Origin of the sequence: Flavobacterium cellulosilyticum, assembly GCF_004349355.1 — a bacterium.
Lineage (GTDB): Bacteria > Bacteroidota > Bacteroidia > Flavobacteriales > Flavobacteriaceae > Flavobacterium > Flavobacterium cellulosilyticum.
Genome location: NZ_SMFK01000002.1, coordinates 552,336 through 569,542, shown reverse-complemented (window position 1 = coordinate 569,542; position 17,207 = coordinate 552,336). Strand labels below are relative to the sequence as shown.

General features: G+C 34.9%; 11 protein-coding genes. 2 read left to right on the top strand and 9 right to left on the bottom strand.

Features of this window, described 5'->3' with window-relative positions:
* Nucleotides 1-64: 64 nt before the first annotated feature.
* Nucleotides 65-832: a carboxypeptidase-like regulatory domain-containing protein gene (locus tag E0F76_RS06370; RefSeq protein WP_132002984.1), complete on the top strand. Its 768-nt coding sequence runs from the start codon at nucleotides 65-67 to the stop codon at nucleotides 830-832.
* A 60-nt stretch (nucleotides 833-892) separates the two neighbouring features.
* Here E0F76_RS06370 and E0F76_RS06365 read toward each other — a convergent pair whose 3' ends face one another.
* The gene (locus tag E0F76_RS06365; protein ID WP_132002981.1) at nucleotides 893-1,276 is read right to left on the bottom strand and encodes a hypothetical protein; all 384 of its coding nucleotides are present in this window, start codon (nucleotides 1,274-1,276) and stop codon (nucleotides 893-895) included.
* A 440-nt stretch (nucleotides 1,277-1,716) separates the two neighbouring features.
* Between E0F76_RS06365 and E0F76_RS06360 the strand changes: the two genes are divergently transcribed.
* A complete protein-coding gene (locus tag E0F76_RS06360; protein ID WP_132002978.1) occupies nucleotides 1,717-2,493 on the top strand; it encodes a T9SS type A sorting domain-containing protein in 777 nt (258 codons plus the stop codon).
* A 132-nt stretch (nucleotides 2,494-2,625) separates the two neighbouring features.
* On the opposite strand, the gene E0F76_RS06355 is transcribed toward E0F76_RS06360, so the two are convergent.
* The 8 genes from E0F76_RS06355 to E0F76_RS06320 form a co-directional block, all read right to left on the bottom strand.
* A complete protein-coding gene (locus tag E0F76_RS06355; protein WP_132002975.1) occupies nucleotides 2,626-3,840 on the bottom strand; it encodes a 6-phosphofructokinase in 1,215 nt (404 codons plus the stop codon).
* A 191-nt stretch (nucleotides 3,841-4,031) separates the two neighbouring features.
* Nucleotides 4,032-4,688 (bottom strand): TrmH family RNA methyltransferase, encoded by a 657-nt coding sequence (locus E0F76_RS06350; protein WP_132002972.1) that lies wholly within the window; start codon nucleotides 4,686-4,688, stop codon nucleotides 4,032-4,034.
* A 254-nt stretch (nucleotides 4,689-4,942) separates the two neighbouring features.
* Nucleotides 4,943-7,201 carry a glycosyl hydrolase family 28 protein gene (locus E0F76_RS06345; protein WP_132002969.1) on the bottom strand — a complete coding sequence of 753 codons (2,259 nt, stop codon included), beginning with the start codon at nucleotides 7,199-7,201 and terminating at the stop codon, nucleotides 4,943-4,945.
* A gap of 157 nt (nucleotides 7,202-7,358) precedes the next feature.
* The gene (locus E0F76_RS06340) at nucleotides 7,359-10,577 is read right to left on the bottom strand and encodes a pectinesterase family protein (protein WP_165932645.1); all 3,219 of its coding nucleotides are present in this window, start codon (nucleotides 10,575-10,577) and stop codon (nucleotides 7,359-7,361) included.
* A gap of 194 nt (nucleotides 10,578-10,771) precedes the next feature.
* Nucleotides 10,772-12,475, bottom strand: a complete 1,704-nt coding sequence (locus tag E0F76_RS06335; protein WP_132002963.1) for a glycoside hydrolase family 28 protein — start codon at nucleotides 12,473-12,475, stop codon at nucleotides 10,772-10,774.
* Nucleotides 12,476-12,498: 23 nt separating this feature from the next.
* Complete coding sequence (locus tag E0F76_RS06330) at nucleotides 12,499-13,689, bottom strand: glycoside hydrolase family 88/105 protein (protein WP_220398902.1); 1,191 nt, start codon at nucleotides 13,687-13,689, stop codon at nucleotides 12,499-12,501.
* Between the two features lie 25 nt (nucleotides 13,690-13,714).
* On the bottom strand, nucleotides 13,715-15,361 hold the full coding sequence (locus tag E0F76_RS06325; RefSeq protein ID WP_132002960.1) for a glycoside hydrolase family 43 protein: 1,647 nt from the start codon (nucleotides 15,359-15,361) through the stop codon (nucleotides 13,715-13,717).
* 178 nt (nucleotides 15,362-15,539) lie between these two features.
* The gene (locus E0F76_RS06320; RefSeq protein ID WP_132002957.1) at nucleotides 15,540-17,201 is read right to left on the bottom strand and encodes a DUF4957 domain-containing protein; all 1,662 of its coding nucleotides are present in this window, start codon (nucleotides 17,199-17,201) and stop codon (nucleotides 15,540-15,542) included.
* Nucleotides 17,202-17,207 lie beyond the last annotated feature (6 nt).

Sequence of the window (17,207 nt, the reverse complement as noted above, 5' to 3'; positions counted from 1 at the left end):
AATTAATTTGAAACTACAGAATATTTCATGCCTATTTATTACTTTTAAAGTTTTAAATCAGTTTATGAAATATTTTGTAGTTTTCTTTTTTTTAACACTTGGCACAACAGCATTTTCTCAAAATGTTGAGCCAGTTCAAAAAGTGTCGGGTATAATTCTGAATGACAATACCCATTTCCCTTTATCGAATGTAAATATCATTAACATTAACAAGGTTAAAGGAACCACAACTGACGAAAAAGGTCTTTTCGATCTTGAAGTTACAGTAAACGACACTTTACATATTACAAGTATAGGATTTCAGTCTTTAAGAATTAAAGTAACTAATGACTGGATAAAAAATAAAACCACTAAAATTCAACTTACAGAAAAAGCATATGCACTTCAAGAAGTAGTTGTAGGTAATTATGATTTAACGGGCTATCTTGAAATCGATTCAAAATTAATCCCGACTAAGGAAAACTTTCGATACAGTATATCAGGTCTAACTGAAGGGTATGAAGCTGGAGAATATTCTCCAAATGCTTTTGGCAAAGTAATGGGATCCATTTTTAACCCTGCTGATGCTCTTTATAACTTCTTTGGAAAAAAACCTTACGAGCTGAAAAGATTAAAAGAAATGAAGAAAGACGATACCGTACGAAATCTTCTTGAATCCAAAACAGATAGAGAAACTATTGCAGTATTACTGGGAATTGATAAAAATGAAATACCCGAAATTTTACATCGTTGCAACTATTCTGAATCCTTTGTAAAAACGGCCAATGATCTTCAAATTCTAGATGCAATTAGCTCTTGTTATGAAGAATATAAAATACTAAAAAGGAATTAATTTTATCAAAAAAAACTATAAAACACCTTAAATTTAAATTACAAAAAAAAAGAATTGAATTTAAAATATTTGAATTCCATTTTCTTCGAGTATGTTAAAAAGATACATACTTTCTTTAGGATTATACATTTCTACTCCACACAGATACCATTCTCTAATTACACTAATTTGAAATAAATTATAGTTGTCTGAATCGATTTTTAATCCAATCATTCCTGCTAAAAGAAAATCTTCTAAGATTTTTTTAGTAACAATTCTTAATGGTATCCCTTCATTAATAGCACCATTCATACTTTCATAATCCATTCTACCAGATGTAAAACCAGAATTAAAAGCTTCTCCTTTTTTACTACTTTCATTTGCTAAGAAAGGATTAAACCCTTTTGAATATCCTTCAAAATATTTTTTTCTATAAGTAGGACTGTATATGTTTTTAGTACTCATATATTGATGTATTTGATAATTTTTGCTCAAACATATCAACAATATTTTATTTAAAATATTAAAATCGTTTAAAGGAAAAAATACTCTTTAAAAAACATAGACCATGTCGTTTGTCGATGAAATTTGATACTGAAAGTACTACAAATTAATAAATGAATTTCGCTTCCATTTTTACGAATTCTTATCCTAAAATTTAAACTTACCTGTCTCAATTATTGATTTGAATCTACGTTTGTTTTACTATCCATATTTTCATAAAAAGCACCAACAAGAAAAATAGTACCCAAAAACAAGAGTACAAAAAAAAATAAAACAAATCAAATAATATATTATTATTGTATATTAAATATATTCCTATATTTGTTTCACAATCGGTTGTGTAGAACAACCGATTGTGAAATACAAAAACAATTAATTAACAACCTTTTAAAAAACAAACTATGATGAAAAAATTACTTTTTTTACTGTTCGCTGTAATTGGAACAACAGCATCGCTGACTGCCCAAAATTTATTATCAACCTATAATGAAGGATTCGAGAGTATTAATGGAACCGCGACGGGTAATACTCCTTATTATTGGTGGAACTTCTTTAATGATACTGCTGCTACCGCAATACTTACCGATCAAACAACAACAATTCATAGTGGTACTCACGCCGCTAAAGTTGTTGTTGGCACTGCTGCTGCTGGTTACCAACCTCAGTTAGCAAATGGAAAGACTTTAGCATTAACTATAGGAAACACCTACACGGTTAGTTTTTGGATAAAAGCTGTTAGTGGTGGAGGAACAGTCCAATCTTCGAATAGTGGAAGTTCACTTTATGGGCCAAATTTCACTACTTCTACTTCTTGGACACAATATTCACAAACTTTTACAGCTAATGCTACTGATTATCAATTATGGATCCATTTAGGTGGATTTGTGGATACCTATTATGTAGATGATACGGCATTAGTAGCGGGATCTGTTGCTCTTGGTCTTGAAAGTTATAATTCAAAAAATAGTTCCATTTATCCAAATCCAGTTATAGAAAAATTGAATATTAATTCCGATTCTACTATAAAAATGGTAACCATAAGTGACCTTAATGGTAAAACTGTAAAAACCATTAAGAGCGCCGAGAATATTGAATCTGTTAATTTATCTGATTTAAGCAAAGGCATGTATCTTTTAAAAACTGATACCAATAAATTATTCAAGTTTTTGAAAAACTAGATATCCAATTTATTTGTTTCATAAATTTAAAGAGCATTCAAAATAAAAAAAGTAGTAAACGGTATAAATCATTTACTACTTTTTTTTATTTCACAATTCTAAAACATCTTTCAATGGATTAAACGTCTAATTTTACCATCCGAGAATTTTATTAAAATCATATTCCTCTGGATGGGGAACATACAGTTTTGCTTTCTCGTAATCAACAGGAGTAATATAGTGTAAATCAGAAAAAAGAAGTTTTGCCATTTCAGAATTAATATCCACCAAACGTGGTTTTATTTTTCCGTCGGGACCTTCAAGATCTTTTAAGTAGATTGGCTTAATATCGCCATTTGAGTTAGCTGAAACCAAACAACCAGTTAGACCTTGTTTATATAACTTCTTAACACCCATTGCGAGTAAAGTACATAAGGTTAAATCAAAACCAATAGGTCTACAACAACGAAGCTCGTAACCCATTTCTACAGGTCTACTTTTTATTTCGATGTTTAAACTTTTTAATTTTTGTTGCAATAGCACATTAAAAATATGTGACTTACTTACATTTCCAAGTTCTGGGTGACCATGATCATCATATGTGAAATTGATACCTGAATTTTTAATTTCATCTTCATCCATAAAATGAAAAACCCCTTCACTTATAATACTTACTCCATACGGAATATTCTCTACAAGTCTTTTTAGAATAGTTGACACCAACAATCGGGTAATCTTATCTAAAGTTACACTGCTTTTATTGAACATTTCCGGAATAATAACCATTGGAAAATGACAACTCATTCCGATACCAAAAGCAAGATGACCTGCTTCGCGTCCCATTGTAGATAACACAAACCAGTTTTTACTCGTTCTAGCATCTTCATAAATGGTATTACCAATCCTCACTCCTTCATCCTTAGCAGAGTGAAAACCAAAAGTTGGATTTCTATCAGGAAGTGGAAGATCATTATCTATTGTTTTAGGGACATGGATATTACTTATATCTATATTCTTACTAGCAAGGAATTTGCCAATTCGATTCGCAGTTGAAGCTGTATCATCTCCACCAATAGTAACCAAAAGTTTAACATTATTATTGACAAAAAAGTCGGTATTAAACTCTGAATCTTTGGGCTTATAACGACTCATTCTAAGGGAAGAACCTCCAAGACTAAAAATTTTATCAGCATATTCAAAGTCAAGATCATCTATATTAGGAGTGTTAGTAAAAATAGTCCTGTATCCATCGTGAATACCAATCACTCGATAATCCTCTTTAATAAAAATTTTAACTAGCGTACTTATAACCGCATTTATACCTGGTGCTGGCCCACCACCGCAAAGAATAGCAATAGAATTTTTCATGATTTTTTGATGTAAATTTACCTTATTACTATATCGTTATAGTTGCTGCAAAACTAAAGGAATAACCTATCTTTAACAAATAATTTTATTGAATTTTCAGCAAAATATCAAACAAAAAAACACTTATAAGTTAGTTTTTCTCGAAAAATAAAGCAGCGTAATTTAGTGTTAAATTTATATTTAAAATTTTATTAACGTTCTGAATAATAGCGTTCTTCGATTCTTTTAATATCTTTTATGGAATTTCTTGCCCACTCCATTCGTTTGATCAAAATTTCTTGTTCTGACAGTTGCCATTCAATTTTAGATTTTTGCAATCTTCTCGTCAAGTTTTGAATAATAATTGAAGCAGATACAGAAATATTTAAACTCTCTGTAAAACCTACCATGGGAATTTTAATAAATCCATCCGCTTTTTGCAAAATTTCCTGAGACAATCCATCTCTTTCTGTTCCAAAAAACAAAGCACTTGGTTTTGTAATGTCAAAATCTTCTAGTTCGCAATCATTCTCGTGTGGAGTGGTGGCAATAATTTGATACCCTTTATTTTTTATTGTATCAACACAAGACGTAACACTGTCAAATGTATTAATATCAACCCATTTCTGCGCACCCATAGCGATTTCCTTATCAATACTTTTCCCATACCGTTGTTCAATCACATTCAGCTCTTGAATACCAAAAACCTCGCAACTGCGCATCACGGCACTAGCATTGTGCATTTGAAAAATATCTTCCACCACAACCGTAAAATGTTTGGTTCGGTTTTCCAATACTTTCAAAAACTTATTTTTACGATTTTCAGTCAGGATGTTTTCGAGAAAATTAAGGTAATCGAGGTCAATCATCTTTAGGATTTTTTTTTGTAAAAATAACAAAAAAGAATAGTTTATGTCCATATGTAAAGCAAGGATTAAAATAGTATGTTCATAAAGACAGCTGCTATCTTGCCAAACAACCGCGCAATTAATCCAGTCCTTTCCGGCAAACTATGTAACTAAAAAAATAAAAAATGGAGTCTTAAGACCCCATTATTTAAACTCTTTTGATTCTTTTATTTTTCCAAGTACTAAAGAACTAAAAGTACTGACAGTCTTTCGATTTATTCCTTGATTAACTTCGCTGTGTTAATTTTTCCATTATCCAACGTAATTTGTACAAGATAACAACCAGCAGAAAACCCTTCGACATCTATGGTTTGTTGAGTTGAATCATTCCCATTTAACTCTTTTATTTTTGCACCAGAAAGAGTATAAAGTACAATTTTTTCAATACCTGAATCCGTACTTATAGTGAAATTATCTCCTTTTATTGGGTTTGGATAAAAAGAAAATTTATTAGTAAAAGGTACATCCCCCATGGATAAATTACATGATGTCGAGGCTCCCGTCGTTGCATTGATGCCATTTATGATGTCGCTGCCGCTTACGGTTTCTGCTTTATAAGGAATAATTGCATTTCCTTTACCAGCAGGAATAGTAATAGAGGAACAGTTTTGAAATATAAGCCCTGTTACGAAATTGGTAACCATCCCTTTATTGTTCGCGCTAATCTTCACATTATCAAAAACCACAGAGTTGATAAGGGATTCTGGCAAACCATAAAGTATTCCTGCATTATCAGAATTGGTCGCAGTAATATTTTTGAATATAATATTTTTCCAAGTTGGGGTAGTGCTTGTGACTGTTCCAGCCACTAGAGTTGATGGATCAGCGGTAGGCTCTTTGGGATACCAGCAGGTAATGGCAAAAGGAGTTGACACATTCTTCATGGTAACATTTGAATAGGTAAATGAAGTTTCACCGCCACCACGAGTAGTATTAGATTTAAGACGAAACCCGTTGGAAGTACCAATGAAGCTACAATTATCTACGATAAGGTTGCTTACATTAGAAGTGTAGCTTCCTACCGAAACACCATGACCATCCCCAAAACTACTGTTTTTAACTTTAACATTTTGAGTATTCGTATCTATTGCCACATTATCATCACCTACAGAAAAATAACAGTTCAATACATCCAAACCATTCCAGTACCAAACATCAAGAGCATCTGTATTTGGTGCAGATGAAGGTGCCATAACGGTTACGTTTTTAATTGTCCCATTTGATCCTTGACCGCTACCACTTTTCCCCATAGTGATACTAACATTGGGTGCGTTTTGTATCGTAATATCCGTAATTAAAACCGTGTTACAGGCCTTAAAACGTATAATGCCAGGACGACCAATACCCGTTGCATCATAGGCAGTCCACCAAGCACTACCATTTCCTTCAATAGTACCCGTTCCGCTTATTTTAATATTAGAAAGATTCTCTCCGTAGATAAAAGTGGTATAAGCATCTGCTGATCCACTATTTGGATAGGAACCCGCAGGAAGTCCGTTTCCATTTCCATAAGGCATTAATTGCAAAGTAGCTCCAGCTGAAATAAATAGATTCACATTACTTTTCATGGTAATAGGACCACTCAAAAAAGGAGAAGCATCAGCAGGGACAACAACGGTGCCTCCTCCTGCAGCGTTTGCAGCAGAAATAGCTGCATTTATTGCTCCCGAATTATCAAGATTAGAGCTATTACCTCCATATTTTAACTCTGTAATTATATACTGAGTTGAAGAGATGTTTGGTTGCGTCTGAGTTGATGCGATATCCGGAAAAGTTACCGCTTTGAATTGTGCAACACGAGTAGTATTTGCATTCACAGTAACCTCAAGTGTACTATTTGTAGAAACAATTGCTCCATTTTCATCTACCCATTGAACAAAATTATATCTAAAATTATCTGTTGCTGTTAACGTTACTACTGTTCCTTGTAGAAAAGAAGTACCGCCTGGATTCATAGAAATAGCACCTGATGAAGCAGGACTAACATTTGTTGTCAAAGTAAAAGTAGCAGCATTAGGATCAGTCGTGATTTTTTCTAAATAATCAATATTGAACAAATACCCTGTTCCTACTCCAGTAAAAAGCAAATATAAATCGTGTACACCAGTTGTTTGTGCAATAGCGGTTGAACATTTTTTATAATCACTAAATCCTGTAGTCCCTGATACAGTAGCTGTTCCAATTAAAGCTCCTGCTGTCGAATCTAATCGAAACTCGATATTCCCGCCAGTTACGCCAGAAGCCAACACATCAAAACGAGTATCATATTGGCTAAACGTATGTCCAGTGAATTTTATCCAAGTTCCGTTTTTAATATAACCTACGTTTCCTCCCCCAGAAAGAGATGCATTAACCTCTGCTCTTGCCCCTGAAGCTGTATTGAAAGTTTCGGCTTCAATTCGCTGGATAGTTTGCGAAAATCCTGTTACTGAAAACAGTATCAGTAATACCGAAATAAAAAAATGTTTTTTCATTTTTGTTAAGTTTAATAATCTAATATTTTACTTAAAATCCTAATTTTAAGTATTTATGATTTTATATTTATTATAATAGGAGTACTGTTACTGTTAAAATAATTAATGACCTGAACATCACAGTACTCATAGAACTTGTTTGAAAGAAATCTATATTCTAATTTTTGATTACTTTTACTTTGTAAACAACTCCTTCGTTGTTTTTCAGGCTGATAATGTAAACACCAGCATTCAAAGTGCCTAGATCTATTGAACGAGACCTATCAGTTGCCAACACTCCATTTTTAACCTTTTGCCCTTGCATTGAATAAACATCATAATGTAAACTACCCATTCCTTCAGGCAATGTTAGGTTGACCACACCATTTGTAGGCATTGGATAAACTTTTACCCCACTTAATTCTTTTATCATTCCTAGTCCCAAAGTACTAATAGAACTAACAGTACTCAAACCACCATATTCATTAGCTGCTTGCACAGTATAGGCGTATTTTCCTCCTGCTGCCGCAGTATCGACATAAGTGGCATCGGATGTAATGGCCAATACCTTGCCTTCTCTACTCACAACATAACAAATGGCATATTGATTATCATCCCATTTGAGGGTGTTGTTTCCTATATCTGAAAGATTAGATGGTGCTTGAATTTGTTCTACCACTAAACGTGGATCCCATTTGTCTGTTCCGCTAAGAACATTTTCTATCGTATATTGATCAGCCTGTGCTTTGGTCAATACCGGATTGTAATTTCCTGTTTGAGCCACTCCATTTACTGTAAACACATTGGTTCTATTTGCTGTATTAACGGCTACTCCATTTGCATTTACACTATTGTATTCTGCAAAAAGTGCTGGTACAGTTCCCATACTTGCCCAACCTTGAGTGTTAGGTTCATTTATCATTGTTGTGTTTAAATACACTGCTCTAGGAGCATTTTGCCAAGGACGTCCTAAATAATAGCTAGTCGCAGCTGTAATTGTGTTATTATTAAAAATATATCCAAATTGTAAATTGGAATCGTGATTGGGAGCAACAAGATAACCTGCTGCAACAGAAACAAGATTACATTCTTCGAACCAATGGATTCCTCCTCCACAAATAAAGTCCACATCTCCTTCTATTGTTGATTTATAATAAAAACTTCTATTACCGCCTGTAACTTGAGTGTCTTGTTTACTACGCAAACGGATACCGTTATACACATTTCTATCTCCAGCAGGATTCAATGCTGGTCTTTGTCCTGATGTAGTAATACCATCTTTATGCTCAATGGTTACATTTTCCATATATAAATCATTGGCTTCAATAGATAGGACAGCATTTTTAATACCCCATCCTGGATTACCTTGAAGAATAACTTTATCCTTTGATTGGGCAATTAATGACACATTATTTTTCCCTGATGGAAGTTGAAGCACTATCCCTTGTGGATTTGTACCATCGCCACCAAGATTATAAGTTCCATTGGTAATCAGTACAAGAAATCTTGTTGATGAATTTGAAGGTGCTGCATTAAATGCTTCAGCAATAGTTTTTACATATTTTCCAGAAGCTACCTGATCAACTGTTGCATCAGCATCAACTATCAAATTAAATACACGCTTAGCTGGAATTGGTTTTACCATTGTTTTAAATGACAAACTAACTGCTGCTGCACTATTATTGGAAAGATCCGTAACCAGTCCAGCTGGCATACTAAAAGTATATTGTTTGTTATATTCTAATCCGAAATAACTGAATTTTACCGTTTTATTTACAAATTCTGGAGTTAAAACTTTTCCGTTTAAAGTTACTGTTCCTGTACCTAATTTTACCTTTTCGTCATAAGTCAGGATGATATTACCACTGGCACCAACCGTAGTTGAAGCTGCAGCAGGAAGTGTGGTTTGAAGTACTGGAGCAATCGCATCCAACACCAAAACCTCATCGGCTTTAACCATAAGATTGGATATTACGGTTGCCGTTACATCAGTGGCACTTCCGTGTTTTGGACCATTGACATTAGGAAACCATCTGATATAAATTTTTGCTTTTCCTTCTGCCTCAACTGGCAGGATTCCTCCAATTGGTGTAATGGAGCTTGAATTTATGGTAGTCAAGCTAGAAACATTTACAAAGGTTACACCGTCAAGTGAATATTGAAAAGTCCATTCGTCACAGCCGTAATAATACCCAATTAGTCCAGATGAAACGTTTATATTTTTATATCCAACTGTTGAAAAGGAGGTCATAAAATAAAAAAAATCACCCCTAATAGTATTCCATACACAAAAACCATTTTTCCCTCCTCTGTTTTGAAGTCTCACATTGGGAGTAACAATATTATCATTACTATTATAAGCAAATAACTGTGGTTTATTGTCCACATTAGAATACAATTCAGCAATCCTAGGATGCGCATATTGATCGGTCTTAAATGTCCAACCAGCTATAAAGGATACGTTATCATAAGTGCCTGTAATACTCGTGTTGGCATTCATCACTACCGAAGTACTTAATGCTGTCAATCCATTGGACCAATTACTGAATTTAATAATGTCATTTTCAATAGCGGTAATTGTAACATTTGTTCCAGCTTCGTAAATAGTGAATCCCCCGTCTTTACCAGCAGGAGAAACCGAGTATTCTCCCAATCCGAATGCACCAAGAACATTTACATTCAAGGTATAAGTAGCAACTGGTTCAAATTCGGCAACATAAGTAGTATTTGAAGTAATCGCAAAAGTAATTGGATTAACCGTTGAAATGGGAGTTCCACTTCCATTTACCCATCGAGTAAATTTATAACCAAAATTTTTGTTTGCGGTTAATGTAATTGCAGTCCCTTGGGTAAATACAGTTCCTGCAGGATTCGAAGAAACCGTACCTGACGAAGCTGGACTAACATTGGTAGTCAAAGTGTAAGTAACTGCACTAGGATCATTAGTCACTTTTTCAAAATAATCTAGATTGAATAAATAGCCTGTGCTTGTTGGATGTTTAAAAACCAAATACAAATCGTGAGTACCCGTTGTTTGTGTAATTGCAGTTGAAAACTTTTTATAATCGCTCCATCCAGTACTTCCAGATACGGTTGCAGTACCAATTAAAGTACCATCTGCTGCATCTATTCTAAATTCAACCGTTCCTCCCGTTGTTCCTGCAGCTGCCACAGTAAAACTGGTGTCATATTGATTAAACACGTGTCCGTTGAATTTAATCCAAGTATTATTCTTAATGTAACCCACATTTCCTGTTCCGGAAAGAGCTGCATTCGTTTCGGCTTTAGCCCCTGAGGCTGCATTAAAAGTTTCGGCTTCAATTCGCTGCGTTATTTGCGAAAATCCCATTGCTGTAAACAGTATCATTAATAGGGACATAACGTAATGTTTTTTCATTTTCATTTTTGTTTGGTTTGTTAATAGTTCATCTAAATTTTAAATTATTGTTTTTTTTACACTAAAATCTTAATACTTCAAAATCCGTGTTGGAGATTTACAGGTTCGTATTATTTTTTCATGTTTTATAAAGTTTTAAATGTTATTAATTAGACTTATTGGTTTGTTATAGACACAACAAATCACGCCTCTTATTAGTCCATTATTTTTACTTGATCTTTAATCGATTCCAGCACTTTTATATCCTTTTCAAAAGTCATTTTATAACCTTTCATTTTCAATGATATCTCTTTTGTGGTAGCACCTCCAACCCAAAAAGCTTGGCTTTCTCCAGTAGATTTAAAACTTTCGATAGTTACATTTTGACTATTGGAAAGACTTGCTGCTATACCTGGTTTGTCAAGTCTTAAGTCAATATTTTCAAAATCAATTTTACGGACATAATTCATTTGGATACCAACTTCCGATCGAATAATCATGTTTTTGAATTGTATGTTTTGAACAGGCATTTCCGGGATACCCATAATTTTTAAAGCTTGTTTGGCACCGTTTACATAAATATTTTTGAAATACATATTCTTGAATGCAGGAGTCTCTTCTGAAACTGGCATTTTTTCGACAGTCATTTCACCTGTATGAGGATCTTCGGCTATAGCTTTGCCAAAATAATACAGATTGAAATTTATCGCATCGGTTGGAATGTTGTTCATCCTGATGTCTTCCATCCAAATATTTTCAACCACGCCGCCTCTACCTCGAACTGACTTGAAACGCAAGCCACAATCAGTACCATTAAAGGTTAGGTTTTTGACAAAAATATTGCGAACACCACCCGACATTTCGCTGCCAATCACAAAACCACCATGGGCGTGATAGACTACGCAATCTGTAATTACAAACAATTCAGTAGGTTTTGCTCGTTCCCTGCCTTCTTTGTCTTTACCGGATTTGATGCAAATGGCATCATCTCCAACATCAAAACGACAGTTGGTTACCGTTCCTATTCGGCAAGATTCGATATCAAGTCCGTCTCCATTTTGAGAATACCAAGGATTACGAATGGTTAGGTTGCTTAAAGTAACATGCTCGCATAGTAACGGATTGACATTCCAAGCTGGAGAATTTTGAAAGGTAACCCCATCCAGCAGCAGTTTTTTGCAATTGACAAAGCTTACCATTACTGGACGTAATGCCTGCTTGTAAGGTTCCATATTTTCGACAGTAGGCGTTTTGGGCAATTTATCTTTTTCTTCATTTCCTATCAATGCGCCTTCGGAAGGATACCAAATTTTGCGATCTTTAGATAGAACGCCTCCTGAGTTTACCAACGTTTTCCATTGTTCATCGGTCATTTTGCCTATTTTAACCGGTCTCCATTTCGAACCATTTCCATCAAAAATACCTTGACCGGTAATCGCAATGTTTTCTAAGTCAACTCCCGTGATAGGAGATTCGCATCGAATAACCTTGTTGCCCTCAAAATAGGAATGAATCAGTTTGTATTGACTTAAATCACCTGTAAATGAAATATAAGCGCCATTTTTTGTGTGTAGATTAACATTACTTTTCATTTTTATAGGACCTGTTGTCCACAATCCAGAAGGGATAACTACAACTCCTCCTCCGGACTCGGAACATTTTTTTATCGCTTCGTTGATAGCTTCGGTACAAAGTTCCTGACTGTTTGGAACTGCCCCAAAGTCCTCAATATTCAAAGTATCAGCTTTAAACACAGGAATCTGCACATCTGGCATTTTGAAAGGGAGATTCAACCCACCGATTGATTTTTCATTTTCAGAATAAGACGTATTCCTAATACCTTTAATCGTCTTGTTGTTACAAGATGTAACTGAGAACAATACCATCCAAATTAAAAGGGCTGTTATACTTTTTTTCATAAATAATTTATATTTTTAATACACTATTTTTTATCTAATACTTTTTGCAATTCGACACCAGCCATAATAAATGGACCTACGGCCTTTGCATCGTCGTTTCGAATGGGTTCAGAGAGATAGTACTCAAATGATCCATTTCTGTCTTCAGGTTGTTTTCCTCCCAAACCGGCCACCGCACAGCATTTAGTAATGGAGATCGTATTGTCAGAGTTTTCAATTATAAATTGTTTTAAAATGCCATTAAATCCTTTTTTTGCAGCCTTTAAATAGGTTTGGTCGACATACCCTTTTCTAAAGGCTTTGGCAAACGAATAAACAAACATTGTTGAACATGTTGATTCTAAATAGTTTCCTTCTCGGCTTGGCTGATCCATCACTTGCCACCAAACCCCAGAATCAGGTTCTTGCGCTAAAAGCACCGCTTTATATACTTGTTGCAGGTTGTTAATCATCCATTGGCGTTTGGGATGATTTAGAGGAATAAATTCTAAAATATCTACCAAAGCCATACAATACCAACCTTGTGCTCGTCCCCAAACATGCGAGGAACACCCAGTTTCTTTATTTGCCCAAAATTGTGCTCGCTTTTCATCATAACCATGAAAATTTAGACCTGTTTTGGGTTCGAAAGTGTGTTGCTGAATAAGTTCCACTTGCAGGATGGCATCATCAATGGCACTTGGAACATTAAAGGTAGAACCATATTGGGCAGAAAATGGATCTGCCATATATACACCATCAAGCCACATTTGCCAAGGATAATTTTTTTTATGCCAATAACCACCATCGGTATTACGCGGATGGGTTTCCAATTGCTTGTGAAGCTCATCCATTGCTTTTTTATATTTAGGCTCTTTTGTTTTGGCATATAAATCGAATAGTATTTTTCCAGGATTAATCAAATCCAAACTATAGCTGTCTATTTTATAGCCTCCGAGAATATTTCCCTCCTCATCTATCATTTGTTCTGCATAGGCTAGTGCATACTCCCAATAGGTATTGTTTCCTGTATACTGATATAACTTTTGATTGGCCAGAGTTACCAAGCCACCCGTATAATTCCATTTAGGGTATTTGGCATAATCAAGATACACTGGATCAGGGTTTCGTTCTTGATCAGAATCGGCCATTTTCTTGGCCCATTCAATAGGCAAGATGTCGTTTGAATTTGTTTGTGCAACGCCTACATTAAAAGCCGTTAACAGAACTATCATATAGAATTTCAATTTGCGCATCCTATTAATTTTCATTTACTCTAAACCAATCATAATCAGCATAACTACTATCACTAATAGACGTAGTTCCTGTAGCAAACATACCAATCTTTGCTCCTACCCAACGTCCGGCACTGGGCTTGAAAGGCGTACCAAACTCTTTGAATACCTTGCCATTAGTGCTATAATAAAAGGTAACTTTAGCATCATAGGGCTCTACATTTTGTATCATTTCAACTTTAGCACGGAAGTAGACTGTTTTTTGGTCTATACCAATTGATGCTATTTCCACTTCACTTTCTTTGGATGTGCGAGCCTCTTTCATTAAGCGCTGAACCAATTTCAAATCCCCCGATTCACTTTGCTCTATAGCGATGTAGGAGTAATCTTCACCAAATACAATCAAACCTGTACTGCATTCTTTTGCATCGGGATTATTTTCGAAAGTGAGTTTTGTTGTTGCTGTAAAGTTTGCGCCAGGAAATTTTTGCAAAAAAAGATTTGGCATCATCCACATCGTTTTCATTTCCTCTGGACGTGGAATACAATTCAAACGGAGATATCCAAGATTAGCAGATTGCCATCCCCATTGCTCATTCGGGTTTTGATTGGCTTGCCATTGCCATTGTAATCCATATTGATGATTGTTGAATTCATCTGAAGAAACCAATGGAGTTGCAGGATACGATTTTCCAACATTAGGTTTTTTCCATTCCGATACAGGCTCACCAATACCATCATGATTGGTATCTAGTCCTATAATTGGCCAATCTTCTTTCCAGTTTACAGGTTCTAAGTGCACAATTCGTCCAAATGCCCAACGATCTTGGAAGTGTATAAACCATCCGTCTCCATTAGGAGTTTCAACATATCCGCCTTGATGTGGTCCATTAATAGCGGTATCTCCTTGTTGTAAAACAACCTTTGACTCATAAGGTCCCCAAATATTTTTTGATCGCATGGCCAATTGCCATCCTGTTTTTACTCCTCCTGCAGGAGCCATAATCCAGTAATACCCCTTTAGATAATACATCTTAGAGCCTTCCACTGTTGTATGACCATTATGCCCATCAAAAACCATTGCTGGATTTCCGATCAGTTCTGTCCCATCCGAATTCATTTCAGATAACATCAAAATAGTTTTTACACTTGCTCTACTTCCTGCAAAGGCATAGGACAAATAGGCTTTTCCATCCTTGTCCCAAAAAGGACAGGTATCGATATATCCCTTACCTTCTTTTACCAATACGGGCTCTTCCCAAATACCTGCAGGATCTTTAGTTTTCACCATATAGATTCCAAAGTCTGGATTTCCCCAATAAATATAGTATTCTCCATTGTGGTAACGGATCGATGGCGCCCAAACACCATCGCCATGACGTACGGTTCTAAAGTGTTCAACAGGAGCTTGATTTTGTAATGCGTATCCAATTAACTCCCAATTTACAAGATCATTTGAATGGAGAATAGGTAACCCTGGAGAGCTATTAAAACTTGAAGCAGTCATATAATACCCCTCTTTACCTGCGCATACATCCGGATCTGAATAATCAACATGCAAAATGGGATTTTTGTACTTTCCATTTCCTACATCGGCATTCCAACCTTGTGCATTTACTCCCAAAAAATAAATTGTCAAACCTAATGACATTAGCAATCGTTTTAATCTCATTTTAAATAGTTTTCAACCAAACTCAATTTCGTAAAAAAGTCATAAAAACAAAAAAAGTCTATGATCCTTATCCAATTGAATTTGTTTAGATTTATTAGTATTTTAAAATAGAATAAAGAGGTAACCTTGTTTGGACACCTCTTATATTCTCAATTATATTATTTGTTAAGCTAATCCTTTATGGAAGCCATCTGGTATCTCCTACCCTTTTGGTAACAATTGGAGAATTAGGGTCTTTAATTTTTAAATTTCCTGCTTTTGGATCTACGAACAAGTTTAGTGCACTAATTCCCAATTCTGTTCCTTGAATGCTAGAAGCGCCAAGTAAATAATCCGTAGTGGTGTAATTATTACTATATGAAGTTGTACAACCTGCGGCAATTGCCTGAATTACTTTACCACAAGCAGATGCTAACAATACATTCTTAAAAACCAAAGTTGAGCCTACGGCAGACTGCAGATTAATTAAAGAACGATTATATGCATAATCATAAATTGTTACATTGCTATATTCCAAATAAATTGGATAAGCAGAGCTACCATAATCAAACAAATTTTTAAAATTTCGCGTTTTATCAGGTACTTCAGTGCCAATGGTATAATAATCTCTCATAAAAGTACAATTAGAGAAAACGGCTCTTTTAAAATTATCTGCTCCAGCAGAGCCAAGAGCAAAAGTACCATAAGGACCTGAATGACCACCATCCATATCCAATGTACAATAGTTCATTTCAAAGTTTCCTACTTCTTTATATTTTCCATTTCCTTGATGTCTCCAAAAACCACGTCTGAAATTATTGAATACACAGTTATAGAAAGTAACTTCGCCAATGGTCCAAGAATTTCCACTATTAAAGAAGTAACTCGCATCAATAGTTTGATAAAAACGAATGTTTTCAAACGCTAAGGACGACAAATAGCCTCCATTTTTAATATTCCAGTTTCCGTTTAATTCAATTTGTGGTCGTTCGCCTTGGTTACTACCTGTAAGTTTAAAACCTTTTGAAATAGTAAAAGGAGTAACTTTAAATAGCGAACCTGCTTCTAAGTAATATTCCGTTCCTTCTGGAATCGTTGGATCCAAATCGTTCGCTCTCAATAGCGCATCTAAATCATCCCCTTTCATCACCAAAATTTGTCCTGCTGATGGTCCTGCTGAACGAAAAGTTACCTGATTATAAGGTCTATCATAAACACGTGATTTAGTATTATCGTAAACATTTAAATTGTAAGCGGTACTTTTTTGCAAACCTTCTACTTTAGCTTCTCCAATTCTTATTTCCTCTGCTGTTAATTTACGTCCTATAGAAAGAACATCCTTAGATGATGCTGGTACAACAGAAATACTATCCACTGGATTTGCTGTATCAATCTTCCAACTTACTTTCACATCGATTTCAGTAATATTCACCTTCTCAACAGGATTCAAAATTTGAGCATATACAGGACGATCCTCAGTCAATGCATTCGTATTAGACCACTGCGAATTAAATTTAGTATCATTCTTATTGGCACGAACCCGAATGTAATACTGTGTTTTATAAGGAATATCATCCATAAAAATTTGGGTATCCGTAGTCGTATAAGATTTATACAAGCTGGTGTAGTAATTATCAAAATGCAATTCTACCGTATAAGAATCGGCATCATTAACTTTGTACCACACCAATGCAATAGAATTACCTTTAACCAAAGGGGCTGCTAGTACAAATTTGGGTTGAAATAAATCTCCATTCTTATCGTATCCCAAATTCTCTTCTTGACAAGAGTTAAATATTCCTCCAAGCAAAATCATGCTTAAAAGTGAAATTATATATATTAATCGTTTTGAATTTTTCATACTATA

Bases quoted from the DNA above. Each gene is read 5' to 3' on its own strand.
- E0F76_RS06370 (WP_132002984.1), top strand. From the start codon at position 65: ATGAAATATTTTGTAGTTTTCTTTTTTTTAACACTTGGCACAACAGCA.
- E0F76_RS06365 (WP_132002981.1), bottom strand. From the start codon at position 1,276: ATGAGTACTAAAAACATATACAGTCCTACTTATAGAAAAAAATATTTT.
- E0F76_RS06360 (WP_132002978.1), top strand. From the start codon at position 1,717: ATGATGAAAAAATTACTTTTTTTACTGTTCGCTGTAATTGGAACAACA.
- E0F76_RS06355 (WP_132002975.1), bottom strand. From the start codon at position 3,840: ATGAAAAATTCTATTGCTATTCTTTGCGGTGGTGGGCCAGCACCAGGT.
- E0F76_RS06350 (WP_132002972.1), bottom strand. From the start codon at position 4,688: ATGATTGACCTCGATTACCTTAATTTTCTCGAAAACATCCTGACTGAA.
- E0F76_RS06345 (WP_132002969.1), bottom strand. From the start codon at position 7,201: ATGAAAAAACATTTTTTTATTTCGGTATTACTGATACTGTTTTCAGTA.
- E0F76_RS06340 (WP_165932645.1), bottom strand. From the start codon at position 10,577: ATGAAAAAACATTACGTTATGTCCCTATTAATGATACTGTTTACAGCA.
- E0F76_RS06335 (WP_132002963.1), bottom strand. From the start codon at position 12,475: ATGAAAAAAAGTATAACAGCCCTTTTAATTTGGATGGTATTGTTCTCA.
- E0F76_RS06330 (WP_220398902.1), bottom strand. From the start codon at position 13,689: ATGATAGTTCTGTTAACGGCTTTTAATGTAGGCGTTGCACAAACAAAT.
- E0F76_RS06325 (WP_132002960.1), bottom strand. From the start codon at position 15,361: ATGAGATTAAAACGATTGCTAATGTCATTAGGTTTGACAATTTATTTT.
- E0F76_RS06320 (WP_132002957.1), bottom strand. From the start codon at position 17,201: ATGAAAAATTCAAAACGATTAATATATATAATTTCACTTTTAAGCATG.